A 19506-nucleotide genomic window follows, 5' to 3' on the forward strand; every position below is an offset into this window, starting at 1 on the left:
CGCGAATTCATTCGCCTACGTGAGGAAGTTATTTTATGCGCGCTCCGTTGCGCAAAGACCATCAGTGGACTGGCGCGCGGATTCATGCATGAAAAAATATCCCGTTGCCGAGAAAGGTTGACAACGGGATGATTAAAGCCCAATAGTCGCCAGCGTCGTGCCATGCGCGCATTGACGGTGGTGCTTAGGAATGAACATGAAATAATCTATGCAAGTATTCGGTGTAGGTGCGGATTTATCCGCACAGTGCGATTGAATTCTCACCTACCATTGTCGAGCTTATTTCCCACACATTCCTTAGGACCGTGCCCGAATGGTCCGAAATAGTGGCGCCCGGCTTTGAGACGGGTACCGTTCGTTTATTTTGTTATGAGGTATCAATCATGAAAACCCGTAAAAAGTCACAATATTTGTTCGCTACGGCCTTGTTGAGCGGCTGCGTCGGCGTTGCTCACGCGCAATTCCCGAAAACCGAATTCGGTCTGGAGCATTGCCTGCATGCCGCGCTGGCCGAGAAAAACGGCGGGGTCGTCAAGGTCGAATTGAAAATGGAGAACAATGTTCCCACCTACGAGTTCGATATCGAAACGCCGGACGGCAAGGCCTGGGATATCGAATGCAACACCAAAACCGGCAAGATCAGCGAAATTGAAGAAGAAGTCAAAGATGCCGACGAGGCGCAATTCAAGGGCAAACTGAAAATCAGCGAGGAAGAAGCGCGGAAAATTGCTTTGGCGGCTTATCCGGGTGACATCGTCGAAGTCGAATATGAAATCGAGCCCGACGGCGCGGCGTCCTACGAATTCGATATCAAGGGCAAGGACGGCAAGGAGATGAAAGTCGAAGTCGATGCCACCAGTGGCAAAATCGTCGAAGCCAATAGTGAAATCTATCAAATCGGCAAAGAATAAGCGCAATCTCCACTCAGTCTGTCAACTCCTAGCAGGCCCTGGAAGTCAGCGGGAATGAGTTGACAGGCTCGGGTTCTTCAAACCTGGAAAAAGGCTTTGGTCCACGAAAGACACAGAATTTGTCTTGAGCGCGGGCGAAGGGAGCACGAAAATTTCAAACAGGTATCACCTAGAACAATGCCAGCCAACAGGTGAATGCATAAAGTTGATAACACATGGATTGCTTGCGTGTATTTCGTGCTTTTCGTGGGCTACTGATGTTTTTAGGTTCAAACAAACTCCATCCTCTCTCGTATCGGAGCGATTTTCACGACAGTCACCAGGGACTGCGGGGGATGACATTAAGCATATGACCATTCGTCGCCTATCATCAAGCCCTGTAGAGAGACCAATGGCGTGGTCTCGAAAATCCGTGGATCCGGCATGACATCGTCACTTCAAAACCTTCACTGTCTTACTCGTTATCTTCAGACCAGCCTGCGACGGATGAGGCTGTTGACGTCGGTGATGATGCGCGAATTGCATGACGATGGGTTGGCGTTACGAGCCAAGAGTTTGGTTTACACCAGCTTGTTGTCCTTGGCGCCGCTTTTGGCCGTGAGTTTTTCCATCCTCAAGGGCTTTGGGGTACACAACCAGATAGAGCCTCTGCTGCGGGAATTCCTGGCGCCATTGGGTGAAAAAGGCGTGGAGATTTCCGGCAATATCATTTTCTTCGTGGAAAACATCCAGGTCGGGGTGTTGGGTTTCGTCGGTTTCCTGATGTTGTTCTACACCGTGGTATCGCTGCTGGAACAGATCGAGGATTGTTTCAATCACATTTGGCGAGTCGACAAGCCGCGCTCCTTATACCGGCGCTTCAGTGATTATTTGAGCGTCGTTTTGATAGGCCCGGTCTTGTTGTTTTCCGCGATCGGCATCACCGCATCGATGCGGAATCTGGCTGTCGTGCAGCATTTGATAGCGCTGGAGCCTTTCGGTACTGCCTATTATCTGGCTGGTTTGATCTTGCCTTATGTATTGGTCGCCGCGGCTTTTAGTTTTGCCTATTCGTTTATTCCCAACACCACGGTCAAATTGGGGCCAGCTGTCTTGGGGGGATTTTTTGCCGGCGTGGCATGGAAGATCATCGGAATGCTGTTTGGGCTATTCATCGCCAATTCCGCGCAATATAGCGCCATCTATTCCGGTTTTGCGTTGATCTTGCTGTCGATGGTTTGGTTGTATATCAGCTGGCTGATTCTGTTGCTGGGCGGCGTGTTTGTATTTTACCGGCAATTTCCGCGTTATTTGGGCTATGCCAAACGCCGGCCTCATTTGAGTATCGAATCCCAGGAGCAGTTGGCCATCTTGCTGATGAGCCTGATAGGACGCCAGCACCTGACAGGCGGTAAGCTTTGCACGTTGCAAGATTTGGCCGACCGGGTCGATTTGCCGTGGGAGCCCGTCGTGGAAATATTGAGCTGTTTGATGAAAAACGGCTTTTTGGTCCAGTCGGAAGACGATGGGGGCGGCTACGTGCTGGCTCACGATACCGATGCGATCCTGCTGCGGGACATCGTGCGGGTCATTCGAGCCACGGGCGATCAGTTGACTCGGCATGGCGAAGCTGAAACGGTCGTGCAGGTGCTGTTGGATGATTTGGCTCAGTATCCCCGGCAGCTTTTACGGGAGCGCAGTTTGCGGGATATCGTCAAAGATATTGCCGGTACCCGGCCGTCAGGATGCGAATGACCTGACTTACGGGCTACCGGCATGCGTCCGCTTCGGCGCCGGTGGGCGCCGTAGCGAGGGGCTTGATCAGTCTTTGTTTTTGCCGCGTTTCGAAGTCGAGCCGACGCGCTTTTTGTTCTTGGCTTTTTTGATCAAAGCAGGGTCGAGTTTGGAAATGTTCAGCGGTTTGCCCGCCACGCGCACTTTTTTCAAGGCCTGGAATAAATCCTTGGGCATGCCGGCGGGCAATTCCACCGTGCTGTAGGTTTCCTCGATTTTGATGCGGGCGATATGATCGCCGTCGATGCCGGTTTCGTTGGCGATGGCGCCTACGATGTTGCCCGGCTTGACGCCGTCGTTGTGGCCAACCTCGATACGGAACAATTCCATCTCGACGGCACCGGCGCGGCTTCTTTCGCGTTTCGGGCCGCGTTCCTTGTCCTGGCGTTTGTCTTCCGAGGTTTCCTTGCGCGGTTTTTTGCCGGCATCTTTCAATAGCAACGGGGTGTCGCCTTGCAGCAATTTGGCCAGCGCGGCGGCAATGTCGATGGCCGGTACGTCATGTTCGACCTGATATTGATTGATCAATTGCGTGTAAAAGCTCAATTCCTCGGTCGCCAGCGTGTCGGTAATCTTTTGTTTGAACTTGTTGATTCTGGCGTTGTTGATGAATTCGGTCGAAGGCAGTTGCATTTCTTCAACTTTTTGCTTGGTGGCCTGTTCGATATTGGCCAGCAGGCGCTTTTCCCGTGGGGAGACGAACAAAATAGCGTCGCCGGTGCGGCCGGCGCGACCGGTACGGCCGATGCGGTGCACGTAGGATTCGGTGTCGTAGGGAATGTCGTAATTGACGACGTGGGTGATGCGGTCGACGTCCAGGCCACGGGCCGCGACGTCGGTGGCGATCAAAATGTCCAGCTTGCCGCTTTTCAGATTTTCAATCGCACGTTCCCTGAGGGCCTGCGACATGTCACCGTTGATCGCCGACGCGGAAAAACCGCGCGCTTCCAGTTTTTCCGCCACTTCAATCGTGGCGGTTTTGGTTCTAACGAAAATGATCATGCCATCGAAGTTTTCCGCTTCCAGAATGCGGGTCAGGGCGTCCATTTTGTGCAGGCCGCTGACGAACCAGTAACGCTGGCGGATGTTGGCGGCCGTGGTGGTTTTGACCTTGATCGTGACTTGTTCAGGATTGTTCAGATACTGCTGAGCGATCTTGCGGATTTCGGTCGGCATGGTCGCCGAGAACAGCGCGGTCTGGCGGCTGGACGGCGTTTGTTCCAGAATCCATTCGACATCGTCGATGAAGCCCATGCGCAGCATTTCGTCGGCTTCGTCCAACACCAGGGTTTTCAATTGATCCAGCTTCAAGGTGCCGCGGCGCATATGATCCATGACCCGGCCGGGCGTGCCGACCACGACGTGGGCACCGCGATTCAGGTGGCGCAATTGCACGCTGTAATCCTGGCCGCCGTAAATCGGCAGCACATGAAAGCCTTTGATATGGGCGGCGTAGCTTTGGAAGGCTTCGGCCACCTGAATCGCCAATTCACGGGTAGGCGCCAAGACCAAGGCTTGCGGTTCTTTTTGTTTAATGTCGATGCGTGTCAGTATCGGCAGGGCAAAGGCGGCGGTTTTACCGGTACCGGTTTGAGCCTGGCCGAGTACGTCGCGGCCCGCCATCACGAAGGGGATGATTTGCGCCTGGATCGGTGAAGGAGTTTCGTATCCGATGGTTTGCAGGGCTTTTAAAACCGGCTCGGATAATGCTAAATCTTTGAAGGAAGGTGTGAGGGTGGGGCTATCGGACATTAAATTACCTGTAGAGAATAAAGAGAACTGCCTGCAGACGGCAGGCAATAGTGGCATTGTACCGCAGATTGGCGGCACAATGCTCGATTGATGGAACCACGGGCTAAATTGTAGGTATCACGCGCGGGTTTCGCGCCACGAATAATGCAGGCAGATGAAGAGAAAAAATTGCGCGCCGAAGATCAAATTCGCCATCAATAAATGAATCGGTTGGGCCAAGGCCGGAAAACCCAGTCTGTCCAGGCTGACGCCGGCCAGAATCGCCGTGACGATCAGGCCCATCAAGGCATAAGCCACTTTCAATAACAAGCTGTGTGCTTCGACGTTTTTGTACACGGTCCAGGCCAGCCAGGCATTGGTGAACAAAATGAGCGACGAAAACGAGCGATGCACATAAAAGATGATGGGAAAGCTGTCGCGCCAATATTGTCTGTCGATATAACTATGTTCGTGGGCGATGTAATCGACCGCCTCCCGCACCTGAGTGCCCATCGCTACCTGAATCAAGGTCATGCCCATCGCGATTTTCAATATCAAAGCAAAGCGCGGGCTGACCCAGTCGGTATTCAAGCCAGCCAGCAGCGTTTTTTGCGAGCGGCTGATCGCGTAGATCAACAAGGCGACGATGAACAAGGCCAGCAGCATGTGCAGCGTGATCATCAGCGGTTTCAAGTTGCTGGCGACGACGGCCGAGCCCAGCCATCCCTGGAAACCGACCAGGAAAAAGGCCGACAAGGCCAGATAAAACGTAGGTTTATCGGTTTTCAGATAGATGCGCGACGACCAGGCGGTCAAGAAAATCAAAAAGCCTATCGTTACCCCAACCAGGCGGTTGGTGTATTCGGTCCAGGTCTTGACCGGGTTGAAGTCGGTGTTTTCGTAGCCGCGCGCCGCGTAAATTTCATGGTAATTGGGCGGCAATTGCGATTCGTCGGTCGGCGGCACCCATTGGCCGAAGCAGGTCGGCCAGTCTGGGCAGCCCATGCCGGCACCCGAGGCGCGGACGATGCCGCCCACGAGGATGACGAAATATACGGCAAATATGGTCAGCGTGCCTAAGCGGCGAAAACGGGCTGCGGCTTTTGAGTCTATCATCGTCGGATTGAACGTCATATGAGCATGGCTTGGGCGAGTTCGATTTCTTCGGAAACGCCTTCGATTTCCAGGATTTCCACGTCGGTTTGCAGGCCGACCTTGGCGAATGCCGGCACGGTGGACCAATCGACGCGGCAGGCGGGGTGGTCGGTGCCTGCTATGCTTTGCAAGAAAGCCACTTGGACCAGATCGACATAATCGGCCGAGCCTGGATGGTCGCGTTGGAAGTCGACGTAGTCCGAAGCTACGGATTTCAGTTCCTGTGGAAAATTCCAGGTATCCATGATGATCTTGCCGACGTGTGGGTGGGCTTTTTCCAGTAACTTTTCCATGCGGGATGGGCTGTCCCTGAATTCGGGGATTTTTTCGGCCAACGTCAAAATCGGCAACTTGCCGATCTGGTGAATCAGTCCGGCCAGCATGGCTTCGTCGGAATTCAGGTGGGGGACCAATGCCGCCAGGGCGCGGCTGATGGCGGAAACGTTGACACCCTGTTCCCAGATCGTGCGGAAATAATGTTCCAGCAAGGCCGAGGTCGGTTTGAACATCTGTTGCATGACCAAACTGGTGATCAGCGTGCGAATGGTACTATTGCCGAGGCGGGTGACCGCCATCTGGATGTTTTTGATTTCGTTGGTGCCGCGGTACAACGGGCTGTTGACGACCTGGATCAGGCGCGCCGAGATTGCGGGATCGGTTGCAATCATCTCTGCCAGTTCCTGCGCGGACGCATCTCCCTTGGAAACGGCATCGCGAACTTTCAAGGCAATGTCCGGCAAAGTCGGCAGCACCAGGCGGTTGGCTTCCAGTTCGGCTTTGACATGAACAAGAAAGTCTTGAACAGATTTGAATTGCATGATCGGAATTTTGGCTATTGAAAGGAAATCAGCGCGACAGGCGTTTGTTCGCAGTCGTCAAGTATAAGGTTTTTTGCTTCACCATCAACTGTTTGTAGGACTATCAGCAAACGCGTGGTCTCGCCAAGCGCTTGCAAATCGAGGACTTCGCCGATTTTTTCTTGTGTTTGCGCGTCTTTTACCGAAAGGTTGCTTATCATTGTCAGGCCACGGTTGCATTCCGCCAGCACCAGTTGCCGTTTGGCTTTGCCCAGGTAATGCGTGCGGGCGACGATTTCCTGGCCGGTATAACAGCCTTTGTTGAAACTGATGCCGCCTAGTTGATCGATATTCAGCATTTGTGGAATGTGCCGTTCGGATTGTTCCAGGTCGAACCATGGAAAACCCGCCGATATGTCCCGATAACGCCAGGTTTCGCCATTACCGCGGATGAAGTCTTTGAATATTCCGCTTGCGTCCGTTGCCTGGTCCATGATGCAAAGAAATCGCCGGGTGGTTGAGGGCAGTTTAATACTCAGGCAGCCGGTGGCAAGGAGGCGGCACTGAAAATCGTCCGTTGGCAATGGCAGTTCCGTATTCGGCCAATCGAGTCCCGCCAAGCTCAGCGCATCGCTTTTGTCGCCAAGTTGCACCTTGGAGCGCAAGACGTACATTTTCAGCTTGTTCAGGACTTTATCCAGCAAGCTGCGAGGCAAGATCAACAGAAAACGGGCTTCGGTTTTGATGATCAATAGCGTGCTGATAACGCGTCCCTTGGGGTTGCAGAACGCGGCGATACTGGCTTTGTCATCGCTCAATTCCTTGATGTTGCATGTCAGTTGTCCCTGCAAAAACTGAATCACGTCGTCGCCAGCCGCTTCAATGATGGCAAGATGATTCAGGGGGTATAAGGTGTTGATGGAGGGCGTTTCCAGATTATGAACAGTCATTGCTTTAAGATGAACGGCAGGGAATATTGAAACCTATTTTACACGTTACGCTCTGATTTAACGGTTCGAGGATGTCAAAAAATTGCCAAGAAAGCTTTCGTTTTCAGGTTCTTCCATCACGGCGCCTGCAACAGTTGACCGAGGTTTTGCATGGCTGCGCGATTTTGGCGTGCTGGCTCAATGGCCTGCAAATCCTGTATCAGCTATTGCTAATGGCCATCGTTGTTTTGCTTTGGTGGCATTACGCAATGCGGCGCGAAGCAAGGCCAGCCTATCTGCGTTATACTGAAAACAAGCGATGGGAGGTATCGATGGATCAATTTACTTACCAGCCCGCAGTGATTTTAGATACGACTGTCATAACCAGCGCGGTGATATTTTTGCACTACAAGACTGACGATCAATCGAGTGGAACGCTAGTGATTGTTGGCGATTCATTATCCGCGAACGATTTCAGGCGCTTGAGAGTCAGGTTGGCAATTTATGGGCGTGACGAGGCGCGATGAACGACCCGATTAAGCACTCAGTCCAGTTGAAGATAAACAGGCTTAAAAGCCTGCCCGCATTGCCGGAAGCCAGCGTTAAAATTCTGGAAGCGATTCACGATCCGGATGTTTCGATTGAAAAACTGGCGGAAGTATTGGCGTTGTCGCCGGGATTGGTGGCGCGCTTGCTGGGTTTGGCCAATTCGGCCTATTTTGGGCAGGCGCGGCAAATCAATGATTTGCGCACGGCCATCGTTCAGGTTCTGGGTCTGCAGCTGGTGAGAAGCCTGACGGTTGGCATAGTCTTGAACGTACAGATCGATAGCAGCCAGTGCAGGGGCTTCGATACCCATTCTTTCTGGATGCATTCGTTATTGACCGCCGTAGCCGCGCAAAAATTGGTGGCATGCGACCCGGGTACAAGCGTCAACAGTTCCACCGTTTACACCGCGGGGCTGCTGTTGCACCTTGGCGTGTTGGTGATCGCCTACCTTTTTCCGCAAGAATTGGGGCCGCTGCTGGCAAACGAGCAGAGAGATTATCTGACCTTAAGCGATGAAATCAACCGGCAACTGGGCCTGAGTCATTATCAGGTCGCCTATATGTTGCTGAACAAATGGCAGCTGCCCGACGTTTACCAGATGATTTTGCGGCGTTTTGAAGACCTCGACTTGACCGGGGATGACGCGGAGCCTATCCATATCCTGCGGGCAAGCCAGCGGATGTGCTGCCTGTTAATCGAAGAAGGCTGCGCGGAGCCCGAGCGGCTCGAGCAGATCGCCTGGGAGTCTTTTATTGCCAAGGACGCCATTGTCAGCGTCTATGCCGAGCTTGTGGACAAAAAAGAAGCTATTCAAAAACTTGCGGATGCGATGGGAGCACGATGATGCAATCAGTCAAAAAGGGCGACATCAGGAAATGGGCCGGCGCCGGGGTGCAGGATTTAATCGTTGATCTGGTAAACGCCTTGTCCGCCGTCAAATCGCTGGCGGAAATCAGTTGTGAAATAGCCGATGAAAAAACGCTGATTCGACAAGCATTGGCAGGTTTGCTGCGTAATCAGGACATGGAGAGATGCTCTTTTTTTGTCGCCGATCACGAAGGTACGTTGACCAATGTCACCGGCTTGAGCATCGTCGATTTGCCGGATGCCGAGCATGCCTGGGCTACAAGGCCCATGCAATTTCGGTTGGGCGAGGGCATCATAGGCCACGCGGCCAGCACGCGGACAATGCAGTACTGCGAAAATTGTTTCGAGGACCGGCGCTTCGCCAAGGTGGCCGATCAGGCCCATATGCCGGGATCGATCGTCTGTGCGCCGGTTTGTACATTGCACAATGTATTGATTGGCGTGTTGAACGTCTCCCATCCGCAAGCGCACTTTTTTACCGATTGGCACATGCGTTTGCTGGATGTCTATGCCAATGTGCTGGGCCAGTTGATCACCAATCGGCGCCTGTTTCAACAAATGGAAATGGAGATTGCATCGAGAACGGCGGAGCTGGAACGTTTGGTCAATGAAACCCGGCGCTTGAAAGATCATTACGCCAATCTGTCGATGCATGACCAACTGACCGGTTTGCACAACAGGCGTTACTTTTACGATCAGGTTGAACTGGCCTTGGCGCAACATAAGCGCTATGGACAGCCTTTTTGCCTGTTGGTGATGGATATCGATCATTTCAAATCCATCAACGATTTGTACGGGCATGGTTTTGGCGATCAGGTATTGATCACCGTTGCCGACACCCTGAAGACTCAGGTCCGGAGTGCCGACATTCTGGTGCGGTTCGGCGGCGAGGAGTTCATCATCTTATTTACCAACACCAGTTGCGAAAATGGCCGCGTCCTTGCCGAGAGGATTCGCGGCCAAGTCAAGGCCCTTGGATGGCCGGTAGAGGCCGAAAATGTGCGGGTTTCGCTGAGCATAGGCTTGTACTGCGCCCTGCCCAATTCCGCCGATGCCGATCAACAACTGGACATCGATGCGATCATTCATCGGGCCGATAGCGCCCTTTACGCCGCCAAGGCCAAAGGCCGTGACCGGGTTGAGGTATTCGACACTTCTCCGCCCCATAATGGCGACTGCTCGGCTAAGCGAGAGCCAAGTTGACGAGCTCCTGTAACCCAAAAAATTAAGTAACCATAGGGCTTTTATTTTATAATGTCCGGCCATTGCGGTTGGCAACGTAACGTAAGCGATCAGACGCGTTGGCCTCGTAAACAGATTACTTAATTGAACCCGAGAAAAATAAACCATGAAAAACTTAAATGTTGTTTTGGTACGCTTGCTGCAATTTGTGGTATTCGCGCTGTTTACTTTCTTTGTCCTGGTATATTTCGGCGCCATGGTGCTGTTGCCGCTGGATATCGTTGTGCTGATTTCCAAACTGTTGGGCGTGTTGGGTATCAATACTCTGTTTGGTGCCATTTTGGCGGTGCCGGTCGTCGCTTACTTGGGCAAAATCGTCTACAACACGCCTGGCCTGATTCAAATGATCATCGACAATGGCATCGATTTGGCCAATACCGGCAAACAGCGCGTCGAAGCATTTAACAAATTGGCCGAAGCCGCCAAATAACAGCGCTTCGGATCGCTAAAAAAGGGCTATTTCATATAGCCCTTTTTTTTGCCTGCTAAACAGTGTTCTCTATCTTGCTTGACTAAACCTAGAAAAATCATTTGGTCCACGAAACACACGAAAATCACGAAAAGTTGCAAGCATTTATCATCCTAACGCTCATGAAGGCTGTGCCTCGCCCCGGCAAATGAAAATAGTCTTCAGGGTAAGGTTGCTTGCCGGACAGGCCGCCGTGAATACATCCATGTTGGCTCGACGGCGGCATCCTTGCCGCCGACGCCTGTCCAACAAGCAACCGCACCCTCACATTTTGCTGCTTTCAGAGTAAAGAGTTGCACCGAACAGCTGAATCGATATGCGTTCATAACGTAATGATTTATTTGGTGTGTTTTGTGCTTTTCGTGGGCTGCTGATGTTTTTAGGTTAAACCATGGGACTGGCCTGGTATCGGCAATAGAAGGCTTGGCCATTAAATGGAGTCTATGAACTCCCTATCCGACAGTCCGGTCAGTTCCATCAAGGATTGCGACGCCTTGACCTGCAGATGGGCAAAGGCCTTGTGCAAGGTTTCCCAGCCTTCGAACGCAATGAGTTCCCAATGATGAGTGCGACGATCCCAGTCGGTGTCAAACAATGCTCCTGCTTCGACCAGCTGCCTGAAGATTTCATCGGAAGGCGAACCGATATAAGCCTTCGCCAGTTCCACATCGTTGCCCGAAATCAGTCGGGCCGCGGGCTTGTCGTTACTGGCATGGTGATTGGTGTACATCACGTAACCCGCGTCGATACCGACTCTCTTCAAGGTCTGACAATAACCCTCAAAGTTTTGAAACTGAAACGATAAGTGATTGTTCATGTTTGCTCCTTACGCGATGGTGGCTAAACAGAGGGATGCTGTCCTTGTGTGAAACAAAAACGACGCCATCCATCCATGTCATCCACATCCCACTGAGTGGGTAACTCAAAGACTTCAAGGCCCGCTTTGGCGGCTGAGTCGCGCGTTTGTGCCATTACGCGCTCGCTACCCCAGCTTATGTTTTCAAATAGCATGGCTTCAGGCTCGTTTAGACCCAGCAGCACATAGCCGCCGTCTTCGGCCGGACCGAACACGGCGTCGCAGCTATCTCGTAATGCGGTGAAGGCCAGCGACAACTCGGAGACGGTCAGGCTGGGGCAATCACAGCCTATGAGGATGGCATGACGATGGACGGCCAGCGCCTTGGTAAAGGCGTTCGACATTCTTTGTCCCAGGTCGTGTCCGCGTTGCGTCATGAGCGTTAGTGGGTAATCCTTCGCGCATTGGCGAAAAAAAGGATGCTCGTTGTCGGGGGTGCAGTAGAGCTGTACCGGACATAGGGGCTCTGCAAAGGCTCTGGCCAACGTCAGTCTGGTCAACTGCCTGTGCGCGGCTACGGCTTGTTCCGCGCTCAATGCCGGTTGCAATCGGGTCTTGACTTGGCCTGGGACGGGCGCCTTGCAGAAGATCAGCAACACGCTGTCCGGGAACAGATAGTTCATTCAGCGCTGGCGTAAAGCTTGGAATGGCAAGGCCAGCATGCGGACAACGCCCAATTCGCTGGCATTGCGAAAACCGTTCAAGCCTATCGGCATGTCGGTTTGCGGCTGGCGAGGATAGGCGCAATAGGTCTTGAACAGTCTGTCCCAGCACGGCAACGAAAAGCCGTAATTGCTGTCGGTTTCTGGCTGATAGGTCGAATGGTGGATGCGGTGCATGTCGGGCGTCACCAGCAAATAGCGCAAGCGGTGCTCGAAGCCTTCGGGCAGGTAGACATTGCCGTGATTGAACAGCGCGCAGCCGTTAAGAATCATCTCGAAGGTGATTACCGCGGCGGGTGCCGCGCCCAGCAAGATCACCAGCACCACTTTGTACAGCATCGAAAGCATGATTTCCAACGGGTGAAAGCGTATCGCCGTGGTAGTGTCGAAATCCAGATCGGTGTGATGGACTTGATGCAGGCGCCAGAACCAGCGCCAACGGTGCGCGGCGATATGCTGGGCGTAGATCGCAAGATCCAACAGCAGCAGGCTCAAGACGATGCCTAGCCAGTCCGGCAGCGAAACCAGATTGAATAAGCCGATATGGTTCTCGGCGGCCCATTGCGCCGCCAGCCAGGCCGCCGCCCCGATGCTGACCCGCATCACGGCGACATTCAACGTCGCCAGTCCCAGGTTGACGGGCCAGCGCCGTCGGCGCGGCAAGGATAAACGGCGCTTGGGGCTCAACGCTTCCCAAGCGGTCATGACCGACAAAATCAACAAAAAAACGCCGAAACGTAACAAGGCTTCCATCAAGATCTCCGATAATCCTGGAAAAAGATTTTAGTCCACGAAAGATACAAAAATCACTAAAAATTTCAGACGGTTATCGTTATAAATAGTGATGCCAGATAGGTGCAGGCACAAATTTAATCACCCCTTGATGGCTTTCGTGGACTACTGATGTTTTTTCGGGTAATAACGGGCGGCCAGAACCGCGGCATCGGCGCCGAAAAAATAGGTCAGGCGCAAGCGCCACATCAGCACAATGGTTTTGAGTATGCCGTGCCGTTGCCAGCGTCGGGCCGAGGTCGTGACTTTAGCGCGTAAACAACAAGGCTTGCCGAGTTTTTTCAGCCGGCTGCTTAAGGTGATGTCTTCCATCAGCGCGATGTCCGGAAAGCCGCCCACTGCCTCGAACGCTTTACGCGTCAGGAAAATCGCCTGATCGCCGGTAGCGATGCCGCTCAGTCGCGAGCGCAGGTTCATCATCCATGCGATCAGCTTGAAGATGGGTTGCGGAGCGTCGAATTGCACGTCGAAACGGCCCCAGTTCCAGCCGTCTTCGATGACTTTTGTTATAAGGTCAACGGAGCCATCGGGTAAGGCTGTGTCGGCATGCAGAAATAAAAATATATCGGCTTTGGCTGCGTCCGCGCCGGCGTTCATCTGCTTGGCGCGGCCGCGCGGCGAGGATACGACTTTGTCGGCCAGCGGCGGAGCCATGGCAAGGCTGAGGTCGGTGCTGCCGCCGTCAACGACGATCAACTCGCAATCCAGCCTCAAGACTTGCAGCGCTTGCAAGGCGACGCCAAGGCACTCGCCTTCGTTCAGAACCGGCAGGATGATGCTGAGTCTGGGTTTCATGCTTTGTGACTGTCCAACGCGCCGCCGCAACTGCTGCCTTGGCCGGCCGTGCAGCCGTAGCAATGGGCGGCCGTGGCGATGGGGGCGCCGTTCAACTTGGTCAACGCCAATTGGCTGATATGCGTCCCGGCTTTATCCAGCCCTGCCAGCGGCATTTGCAGCATCTGGTTGAAGTCGCAATCGTAAACATAACCTTGCCAATCCACGCTGAGGGTGTTGCGGCACATCAAATTATCCAGGTTTTCGGCACGGAAACTGGCGCGCAGCAAAGCCAAATAGGCGTCGAAACGGCCTTGGCTGACCAGCATGCTGCCGAAACGTTGAATCGGCATGTTGGCGATGGCATAGAGCTTATTGAAAACGATGCCGAAATCCTGCTGCAAATGCTGTTTATAGGCTTGCTCGAGTGGTTGCTGGTTGGGCGGCAACACCGCATCTTGCGGGTTGAACACCAGATTGAGCTGCAGGCCGCTATCGGCCTGGCCGTAACCCAGGCGATTCAAACGCCGCAAGGCCGCCAGGCTGGCTTGAAACACGCCTTTGCCGCGTTGTTTGTCGACGTTTTCTTCCAGATAGCAGGGCAGGGAGGCCACGATTTCGACGCGGTGATCGGCCAGAAATTCGGCCAGGCCGGCGAAGCCGGGGTCTTCCAATATCGTCAGATTGCAGCGGTCTATGACCTTGACGCCAAGGTTGCGAGCGCCTGTCACCAGCTCGCGGAATTTGGGATGCATCTCGGGCGCGCCGCCGGTCAAGTCGAAGGCTCGAATACCGACGGCTTCGATGAATTTTAATACCTGTTCCAAAGTTGTATCGCTCATCAGTTCCGTGCGTTTGGGGCCGGCATTGACGTGGCAATGCACGCAGCTCAGGTTGCACAGATAGCCCAGGTTGATCTGCAGGATTTCCAGCGGTTTGCGGAACAGGGCCGGAAAGTCGCTATCGGCCAGCAAAGGTCGGGTGTCGTGCACGTTTAGTCCTTGGAAAACCAGATGTCGCCATAATAAGCCAAAACCTGTCCGCCGCTGTTATCGGTGTCGCTCATCAACGCAACGGCGTCGATATAGCGGATGTCCTCGCCGAGCAGTTTTTTCAGGTCGGCCTGGACGTTGCGTTTTTCCTGCAGCCAGGCATTTAACGGCGCTTCCGGACCGCGCAAAGCCAGCATCATCGCATGCTCGCCGGCGAAGGCATTGGGCCAGACCGTGTCCTTGGAGGTGCTTCCGGCCCAGACGTAATTGACGGCGCGGGTGCGCCAAAAAGCCAAACCGCCGCTGACGATGACGTAGACGCGCGCGGCATAATCGTCGCCGGGCTTGCTTTGTTCGTTCAAGCCTTGCAAGCGCTTGCTGATGCGCCAGGACCAATTCAAATAGGGCGTTTGCTCCAGATCGATGCGTTGTTCTTTGTACAGGCCCGATGCCGCATCGTCGCTGACCGCGCGCAATACCGTCGTGCCGTCCAAATCTTGCAGGCTATAGTCGGTCTGGTGTTTGAAGCTCTTGCTTTCCCAGCCGGCCAGGCTGTTGCGGCTGAATTCGCCGATCGGCAAACGGTTTTCGGCGTTTGCCGCGCTTGTCAGTAATAGTGCCAGTGACAGGATGGCCAAGGTTTTCATCGGACACGTCGGGTAGTTGAATCAATCGGCGAATAGTAGCAGGCCGGCAAAAAAGCGACAGCTCGAATCAGATGAATCTGGGGGCTGACGAAAACAGCGACCAGCGCCGGAACGACATGGCTTTTTTGAGACGCGCGGCAGCCAGATCGATGGCGGCTTTCCGGGGAAGCACGTTTTCCCGGCGGGAGATTTCCAGCACTTGCTGGGTGTTCTGGCGGATTTTTTCTTCGATGGACTGCAAGGCGGACGTGACGGTAGCGCCGTGGTATTCACGCGCTGCGCAAATCACACCCCCGGCGTTGGCGATGAAGTCTGGAATGATCAATACGCCGCGTTCATGTAGAATTTTTTCGGCGCCCAAGGTGATGGGGATATTGGCGCCTTGCACGATCAATCGGGTCTTGAGCTGGTTCACGTTAGCTTCTGAAATCACGTCGGGGCGGGCGGCCGGAATCCAGATGTCGCAGGCTATGCCTATGATGTCGTCCCGATGCGATGCCTGGCCGCCGGGGTAGTCGGCCACGCTTTTGCCTTCATCCTTCAGTTTGAACAAGGCTGCGACATCCAGGCCGTCGGGATTGTATATCGTGCCGTGCGAGTCGTTCGCGGCGATGATTTTGGCGCCTTGTTCGGCCAGGAAACGGGCCGCATGTTTTCCGACCGAACCGAAGCCCTGGATCGCCACGGTGGCGTTGTGCAGTTCCAGATTCATGAAACGCAAGGCCTCTTCGGTGGCGTGGCGCACGCCCCAGCCGGTCACGCCGATTTCGTCCAGCGGGATGCCGCCGATTTCGCGTGGCAAGCCCACCGCACGGCCATTTTCGTCCCTGACCCAGGCCATGCATTCCTCATTGGTGCCCATGTCCGGGCCGAAGATGTAATCGACTTCATGACGCAACGAGGCGGCCGCGGCCCGCATCAGCTTTTCCTTGCGTTCTCTGGGCATCTTGGGGTCGCCAAAGATCACCATCTTGCCGCCGCCATGTGCAAGCCCCGCCGCGGCGTTTTTGAACGTCATCGCCCGCGCCAGGCGGAAACACTCCTCTACGCTGACATCCGGCGCAATGCGGACGCCGCCAATCGAAGGCCCCATCGCCACATTGTCGACAACCAAGATTCCCTTCAAGTCCGCGGAGGGTTCGTAGATATGAATGATTTTCGCTGGGCCGAATTCATCGGCAAAATGAAAAAGATCCATGCTGTTCTCCTTGGGTAAAGGTTAAAGTGCTTGGCACTAAATATAGAATGCTTTTGGGGTAACGGGGAGTTTGCGCAAATGATCGCTGGAGGGCTGTAATGTTTTTTCGACTGAGTGCCGATGCCGTGATTTTGCTGCATCTGGCTTTTATACTCTTCGTCGTTTTCGGCGCGGCATTGGCTTTCCGCTGGCGCTGGATACCGTTTATCCATCTGCCGGCGGCAGCCTGGGGCATTTTCATCGAATTGACCAGCGGCATTTGCCCGCTGACCTATCTGGAAAATCATCTGCGTCGACAAGCGGGGCAGGCGGGTTATTCCGGCGGATTCATCGAACACTATGTGCTGAACATCATTTATCCGGCGGGTCTTACGCCTCAAATACAGTATGTGTTGGCCGGCATCGTCTTGGTGACTAACATCGGATTTTATCTCTGGTTGATTCTAGATCGGCGTGGACGACGTTCAGCCTAGAGCCGGCGACCGGACTGGGGACAGGGCCTTGGACGCTACGCGATTTTTACCGATTCGAGGCTTTCAAGCGTCCGCAATTCCTCGGGCGTGTTGATGTTGGCGAATACGGCCGGCTCAGCGCTGAAATCGACCTTGGCCAAGCGTTGATGATTGAACCAGTTTTGCAACTTGCGTTCGCCGCTTTGCAGGTAGCGTTTCAAGTCGGTTTGCAAATGAGTTTTCAGCGCGGCGAAAACCGGATGCATGCGCGCGCCGTCGTCGGCAACGGCAATGTCGACGTTCGCATCCAGGCTGGAAAGCAGGCGTTGCAAATGCTCGGTCTGAATCAGCGGCGAATCGCACGGCATCACCAATAACAGCGGATGATGCGCCGCTTGCATCGCCGCCAGGATGCCGGCCAGAGGGCCGTCGAAATGGCAATTCTCATCGCTGATGGTCGGATAGCCGAATGTTGCATAGTGTGCTTGATTGCGGTTGGCGCTGATCAACAGTTCATCGACCAGCGGGGCCATGGCGGCGATGGCGTAACTGACCAGCGGGCGACTGTGAAACAGGAGTAAGCCCTTGTCCAGCCGGCCCATGCGTCGCGCCATGCCGCCGGCCAGCACGACGCCGCTGACTTTGTTTTGCCCGCTCATGATGTTAAGCTTTTGTGATGTTGATGAAAGCCGCCATTGTCGCAAGTCTGTTGCTGATTGCAAGCTGCGCCACGCCGCCGCGTTCGCCCAACGTTCAGCGCGAGTGGGTGGATTATTATCAGGTGGAAACCACGAAGCCTTATGATGAGGTATTGGCCGAGCTGGAAATCGCCATCGGCGAGCATAATTTTCGTATCACTGGGCACAGCCGGGTCGGCAAGGTGATACGAGGCCGCGGCGCGGAGGGCTTTCCGGAATACGATACCGTGCAGTTCTGCAATCTGACGCTGGCCAGGAGCATCCTGGAAATCACGCCGCATGCGATCAGATACATGCCTTGCAATGTGGTGACGTATCAATTCGAGGGCAAAACCATCGTCAGGACACATTTGCTGCCGGAACAGGGCGATAATGCCGAATTGAACCGATTTGCCGCGGATATGAATCGGCAATTGAAACAAATCGTCGATTTTGCCGCCGAGAATTAAACTTTCTTGTAACCAACCTTAACGAGCCTCATGAAAAAATCACTGCTAGCCGCTTTTTTGCTTTCCTTTCTGGCGGGTTGCGCCTTTACCCAGGAGGGTGCCAGCCTGGAACCCGGCGTTGGGCGCATCAACGATTTTCCTACCCGCGAGCGGGTGGATTATGTGTTGGAATGCGTGGCCAAACACGGCGGTCTGAACTACATCAATCAATACGCCTGCGGCTGCAAAATCGACAAAATCGCCGAGCAGCTGACGTTCGAGGAATATGAAGCCGCGCGCACCTTCACGCAGATGATCAAAACGCCCGGCGAAGCCGGCTCCGCATTCCGTGATCCCCAACAATCCAAGGATCTGCGCACCAAATTGAAGGAAGCCGATGCGGCAGCCGAGAAGGCTTGCTTCGTAAAATGACGGTTGCCGGGCTGCGTCTGTCATTGCCCGCGTTGCAGTATCCAAAAACCAAACTGCTGATCTTGACGTTACTGACGGTCAACATGATCGTCTATGCCGTGGTCGACACGTTGACCACGGCCATCGATGCCGCCACCTGGCTGGTATTGCTGCTGATATACGAGTGGGAAGCCCATGGCAACGGCTTACCCGTTGCCGAAAGCACAATGAAAAAGGTGCGGACGGGCCTGATTGCCGTGATCGTCTCGGTGTTTTTCAGTTACCTGGACGATAGCGAGTGGCTGGATGTCGGCAATTCTTTGTTGTGGTTTGCCTTGATTGCCGTGATGGAACTGGAAGTCCGGCGGCCGGGCATCGTGATGAAGCATGCCAATCTGTTTTGGTTGCTGACCCTGACGATTTTTGCCGGCCTGATCGGGACGGCGGGGATTTGGCTGTGGCAGCAGGCCTGGCTCGATGCCTACGATGCGCTGTTATGGATCGTGGCGTTCGGTTTTATCGAGGTGGACCTCTTTGATTTCTTGAAACGCAGGCAGCCGCATGACCTGTCTAATCAATGATGTTGCGAAAGGTCAAATTGATGCGGGGCTGTTTCGGCCGGCGGGTTTTGGGCAATTCGTGCCGCCAATGCTGCTGCAGTTCGCCGGCCATGATCAATAAATCGCCATGCATCAATTCTATGTCGAGTCGTCGACTGCTTTGCGGGTGGCGAAAACGCAGCAAGCGGGTTTCGCCGAAGCTCAATGATGCAATGACGGGGTTGGGGCCCAGTTCCTTTTCATCGTCCGCGTGACAGCCCATGGAGTCGCGCCCGTCTCGGTACAGGTTGGCCAGCACGCTATTGAAGCTTTGGCCGCAAACGCTTTGCATATCCAGGCGCAGCGTCTGCAGTTCGGGCGTCCATGGCAATGGCGGGTGATCGACGCCGGAATAACGATAATGCGCAGCGGGCTCGCCATACCATGCCATCAAACGCGGCACGGGCAGCCACCGGCCATAAATGAACAAGTTTTCCTGTTGCCAGGTGAGGTTTTGATAGAGCCGCTGGAAATAGCTATCGGCCTGTTCCTGCGGGTAAAACCGGGGCCAATGATATAACTGGCCGTCATAGGGAATGAGATTGCCCCGCGCTTGCAATAACGGCATGGGGTG

General features: G+C 54.2%; 23 protein-coding genes. 10 read left to right on the forward strand and 13 right to left on the reverse strand.

The window, feature by feature from the left end; translation table 11 throughout:
- Nucleotides 1-383 precede the first annotated feature (383 nt).
- Nucleotides 384-911 carry a PepSY domain-containing protein gene (locus NM686_RS08235; protein WP_255187398.1) on the forward strand — a complete coding sequence of 176 codons (528 nt, stop codon included), beginning with the start codon at nt 384-386 and terminating at the stop codon, nt 909-911.
- A 423-nt stretch (nt 912-1334) separates the two neighbouring features.
- Nucleotides 1335-2645 (forward strand): YhjD/YihY/BrkB family envelope integrity protein, encoded by a 1311-nt coding sequence (locus NM686_RS08240; RefSeq protein ID WP_269022720.1) that lies wholly within the window; start codon nt 1335-1337, stop codon nt 2643-2645.
- Nucleotides 2646-2711: 66 nt separating this feature from the next.
- Here NM686_RS08240 and NM686_RS08245 read toward each other — a convergent pair whose 3' ends face one another.
- From NM686_RS08245 to ygfZ, 4 genes are all read right to left on the reverse strand, one after another.
- Complete coding sequence (locus NM686_RS08245; protein WP_255187400.1) at nt 2712-4436, reverse strand: DEAD/DEAH box helicase; 1725 nt, start codon at nt 4434-4436, stop codon at nt 2712-2714.
- A 117-nt stretch (nt 4437-4553) separates the two neighbouring features.
- Nucleotides 4554-5531: a COX15/CtaA family protein gene (locus NM686_RS08250; protein ID WP_269022721.1), complete on the reverse strand. Its 978-nt coding sequence runs from the start codon at nt 5529-5531 to the stop codon at nt 4554-4556.
- A 14-nt stretch (nt 5532-5545) separates the two neighbouring features.
- Nucleotides 5546-6388 (reverse strand): HDOD domain-containing protein, encoded by an 843-nt coding sequence (locus NM686_RS08255; RefSeq protein WP_255187402.1) that lies wholly within the window; start codon nt 6386-6388, stop codon nt 5546-5548.
- A gap of 14 nt (nt 6389-6402) precedes the next feature.
- On the reverse strand, nt 6403-7317 hold the full coding sequence (ygfZ, locus tag NM686_RS08260; RefSeq protein WP_255187403.1) for a CAF17-like 4Fe-4S cluster assembly/insertion protein YgfZ: 915 nt from the start codon (nt 7315-7317) through the stop codon (nt 6403-6405).
- A gap of 71 nt (nt 7318-7388) precedes the next feature.
- Between ygfZ and NM686_RS08265 the strand changes: the two genes are divergently transcribed.
- From NM686_RS08265 to NM686_RS08280, 4 genes are all read left to right on the forward strand, one after another.
- A complete protein-coding gene (locus NM686_RS08265; RefSeq protein WP_329959178.1) occupies nt 7389-7823 on the forward strand; it encodes a protein YgfX in 435 nt (144 codons plus the stop codon).
- The gene (locus NM686_RS08270) at nt 7820-8689 is read left to right on the forward strand and encodes an HDOD domain-containing protein (RefSeq protein WP_255187405.1); all 870 of its coding nucleotides are present in this window, start codon (nt 7820-7822) and stop codon (nt 8687-8689) included. Before NM686_RS08265 ends, NM686_RS08270 begins: the two co-directional genes overlap by 4 nt.
- On the forward strand, nt 8686-9915 hold the full coding sequence (locus NM686_RS08275) for a sensor domain-containing diguanylate cyclase (protein WP_269022723.1): 1230 nt from the start codon (nt 8686-8688) through the stop codon (nt 9913-9915). Before NM686_RS08270 ends, NM686_RS08275 begins: the two co-directional genes overlap by 4 nt.
- Nucleotides 9916-10060: 145 nt before the next feature.
- Nucleotides 10061-10384 (forward strand): hypothetical protein, encoded by a 324-nt coding sequence (locus NM686_RS08280; protein ID WP_255187407.1) that lies wholly within the window; start codon nt 10061-10063, stop codon nt 10382-10384.
- Between the two features lie 469 nt (nt 10385-10853).
- Here the strand turns inward: NM686_RS08280 and NM686_RS08285 are convergent, their stop codons facing one another.
- From NM686_RS08285 to NM686_RS08315, 7 genes are all read right to left on the reverse strand, one after another.
- A complete protein-coding gene (locus tag NM686_RS08285) occupies nt 10854-11240 on the reverse strand; it encodes a hypothetical protein (protein WP_255187408.1) in 387 nt (128 codons plus the stop codon).
- A gap of 23 nt (nt 11241-11263) precedes the next feature.
- Complete coding sequence (locus NM686_RS08290; protein WP_255187409.1) at nt 11264-11902, reverse strand: TIGR04282 family arsenosugar biosynthesis glycosyltransferase; 639 nt, start codon at nt 11900-11902, stop codon at nt 11264-11266.
- Nucleotides 11903-12694 carry a sterol desaturase family protein gene (locus NM686_RS08295; RefSeq protein ID WP_255187410.1) on the reverse strand — a complete coding sequence of 264 codons (792 nt, stop codon included), beginning with the start codon at nt 12692-12694 and terminating at the stop codon, nt 11903-11905.
- Between the two features lie 144 nt (nt 12695-12838).
- Nucleotides 12839-13528, reverse strand: a complete 690-nt coding sequence (locus NM686_RS08300) for a TIGR04283 family arsenosugar biosynthesis glycosyltransferase (protein ID WP_255187411.1) — start codon at nt 13526-13528, stop codon at nt 12839-12841.
- Entirely contained in the window at nt 13525-14499 is a 975-nt protein-coding gene (arsS, locus tag NM686_RS08305) for an arsenosugar biosynthesis radical SAM (seleno)protein ArsS (protein WP_255187412.1), read from the reverse strand. Before arsS ends, NM686_RS08300 begins: the two co-directional genes overlap by 4 nt.
- 2 nt (nt 14500-14501) lie before the next feature.
- Nucleotides 14502-15146: a DUF3047 domain-containing protein gene (locus NM686_RS08310; RefSeq protein WP_255187413.1), complete on the reverse strand. Its 645-nt coding sequence runs from the start codon at nt 15144-15146 to the stop codon at nt 14502-14504.
- Between the two features lie 67 nt (nt 15147-15213).
- Entirely contained in the window at nt 15214-16344 is a 1131-nt protein-coding gene (locus tag NM686_RS08315; protein WP_255187414.1) for a Glu/Leu/Phe/Val family dehydrogenase, read from the reverse strand.
- 98 nt (nt 16345-16442) lie between these two features.
- Here NM686_RS08315 and NM686_RS08320 point away from each other — a divergent pair, with 98 nt between their 5' ends.
- Complete coding sequence (locus tag NM686_RS08320; RefSeq protein WP_255187415.1) at nt 16443-16817, forward strand: DUF2784 domain-containing protein; 375 nt, start codon at nt 16443-16445, stop codon at nt 16815-16817.
- A gap of 35 nt (nt 16818-16852) precedes the next feature.
- Here the strand turns inward: NM686_RS08320 and mobA are convergent, their stop codons facing one another.
- On the reverse strand, nt 16853-17455 hold the full coding sequence (gene mobA / locus NM686_RS08325) for a molybdenum cofactor guanylyltransferase MobA (protein ID WP_255187416.1): 603 nt from the start codon (nt 17453-17455) through the stop codon (nt 16853-16855).
- A 17-nt stretch (nt 17456-17472) separates the two neighbouring features.
- On the opposite strand from mobA, the gene NM686_RS08330 reads away from it, so the two are divergent.
- The 3 genes from NM686_RS08330 to NM686_RS08340 are packed head-to-tail and all read left to right on the forward strand — an operon-like array spanning nt 17473 to nt 18914.
- Complete coding sequence (locus NM686_RS08330) at nt 17473-17943, forward strand: DUF302 domain-containing protein (protein WP_269022724.1); 471 nt, start codon at nt 17473-17475, stop codon at nt 17941-17943.
- Between the two features lie 30 nt (nt 17944-17973).
- Nucleotides 17974-18354, forward strand: a complete 381-nt coding sequence (locus tag NM686_RS08335; RefSeq protein WP_255187418.1) for a hypothetical protein — start codon at nt 17974-17976, stop codon at nt 18352-18354.
- Nucleotides 18351-18914, forward strand: a complete 564-nt coding sequence (locus NM686_RS08340) for a hypothetical protein (RefSeq protein WP_255187419.1) — start codon at nt 18351-18353, stop codon at nt 18912-18914. The genes NM686_RS08335 and NM686_RS08340 overlap by 4 nt, the downstream gene beginning before the upstream one ends.
- Here the strand turns inward: NM686_RS08340 and NM686_RS08345 are convergent.
- Complete coding sequence (locus tag NM686_RS08345; RefSeq protein WP_255187420.1) at nt 18904-19500, reverse strand: alpha-ketoglutarate-dependent dioxygenase AlkB family protein; 597 nt, start codon at nt 19498-19500, stop codon at nt 18904-18906. The genes NM686_RS08340 and NM686_RS08345 overlap by 11 nt on opposite strands.
- Between the last annotated feature and the right edge of the window lie 6 nt (nt 19501-19506).

The organism is Methylomonas rapida, from assembly GCF_024360925.2.
Classification (GTDB): Bacteria; Pseudomonadota; Gammaproteobacteria; order Methylococcales; family Methylomonadaceae; genus Methylomonas; species Methylomonas rapida.

Excerpts from the sequence above, each read along its gene's own strand:
- NM686_RS08235 (WP_255187398.1), top strand. The coding sequence starts at position 384 with ATGAAAACCCGTAAAAAGTCACAATATTTGTTCGCTACGGCCTTGTTG.
- NM686_RS08240 (WP_269022720.1), top strand. The coding sequence starts at position 1,335 with ATGACATCGTCACTTCAAAACCTTCACTGTCTTACTCGTTATCTTCAG.
- NM686_RS08245 (WP_255187400.1), bottom strand. The coding sequence starts at position 4,436 with ATGTCCGATAGCCCCACCCTCACACCTTCCTTCAAAGATTTAGCATTA.
- NM686_RS08250 (WP_269022721.1), bottom strand. The coding sequence starts at position 5,531 with ATGATAGACTCAAAAGCCGCAGCCCGTTTTCGCCGCTTAGGCACGCTG.
- NM686_RS08255 (WP_255187402.1), bottom strand. The coding sequence starts at position 6,388 with ATGCAATTCAAATCTGTTCAAGACTTTCTTGTTCATGTCAAAGCCGAA.
- ygfZ (WP_255187403.1), bottom strand. The coding sequence starts at position 7,317 with ATGACTGTTCATAATCTGGAAACGCCCTCCATCAACACCTTATACCCC.
- NM686_RS08265 (WP_329959178.1), top strand. The coding sequence starts at position 7,389 with ATGTCAAAAAATTGCCAAGAAAGCTTTCGTTTTCAGGTTCTTCCATCA.
- NM686_RS08270 (WP_255187405.1), top strand. The coding sequence starts at position 7,820 with ATGAACGACCCGATTAAGCACTCAGTCCAGTTGAAGATAAACAGGCTT.
- NM686_RS08275 (WP_269022723.1), top strand. The coding sequence starts at position 8,686 with ATGATGCAATCAGTCAAAAAGGGCGACATCAGGAAATGGGCCGGCGCC.
- NM686_RS08280 (WP_255187407.1), top strand. The coding sequence starts at position 10,061 with ATGAAAAACTTAAATGTTGTTTTGGTACGCTTGCTGCAATTTGTGGTA.
- NM686_RS08285 (WP_255187408.1), bottom strand. The coding sequence starts at position 11,240 with ATGAACAATCACTTATCGTTTCAGTTTCAAAACTTTGAGGGTTATTGT.
- NM686_RS08290 (WP_255187409.1), bottom strand. The coding sequence starts at position 11,902 with ATGAACTATCTGTTCCCGGACAGCGTGTTGCTGATCTTCTGCAAGGCG.
- NM686_RS08295 (WP_255187410.1), bottom strand. The coding sequence starts at position 12,694 with ATGGAAGCCTTGTTACGTTTCGGCGTTTTTTTGTTGATTTTGTCGGTC.
- NM686_RS08300 (WP_255187411.1), bottom strand. The coding sequence starts at position 13,528 with ATGAAACCCAGACTCAGCATCATCCTGCCGGTTCTGAACGAAGGCGAG.
- NM686_RS08310 (WP_255187413.1), bottom strand. The coding sequence starts at position 15,146 with ATGAAAACCTTGGCCATCCTGTCACTGGCACTATTACTGACAAGCGCG.
- NM686_RS08315 (WP_255187414.1), bottom strand. The coding sequence starts at position 16,344 with ATGGATCTTTTTCATTTTGCCGATGAATTCGGCCCAGCGAAAATCATT.
- NM686_RS08320 (WP_255187415.1), top strand. The coding sequence starts at position 16,443 with ATGTTTTTTCGACTGAGTGCCGATGCCGTGATTTTGCTGCATCTGGCT.
- mobA (WP_255187416.1), bottom strand. The coding sequence starts at position 17,455 with ATGAGCGGGCAAAACAAAGTCAGCGGCGTCGTGCTGGCCGGCGGCATG.
- NM686_RS08330 (WP_269022724.1), top strand. The coding sequence starts at position 17,473 with ATGTTGATGAAAGCCGCCATTGTCGCAAGTCTGTTGCTGATTGCAAGC.
- NM686_RS08335 (WP_255187418.1), top strand. The coding sequence starts at position 17,974 with ATGAAAAAATCACTGCTAGCCGCTTTTTTGCTTTCCTTTCTGGCGGGT.
- NM686_RS08340 (WP_255187419.1), top strand. The coding sequence starts at position 18,351 with ATGACGGTTGCCGGGCTGCGTCTGTCATTGCCCGCGTTGCAGTATCCA.
- NM686_RS08345 (WP_255187420.1), bottom strand. The coding sequence starts at position 19,500 with ATGCCGTTATTGCAAGCGCGGGGCAATCTCATTCCCTATGACGGCCAG.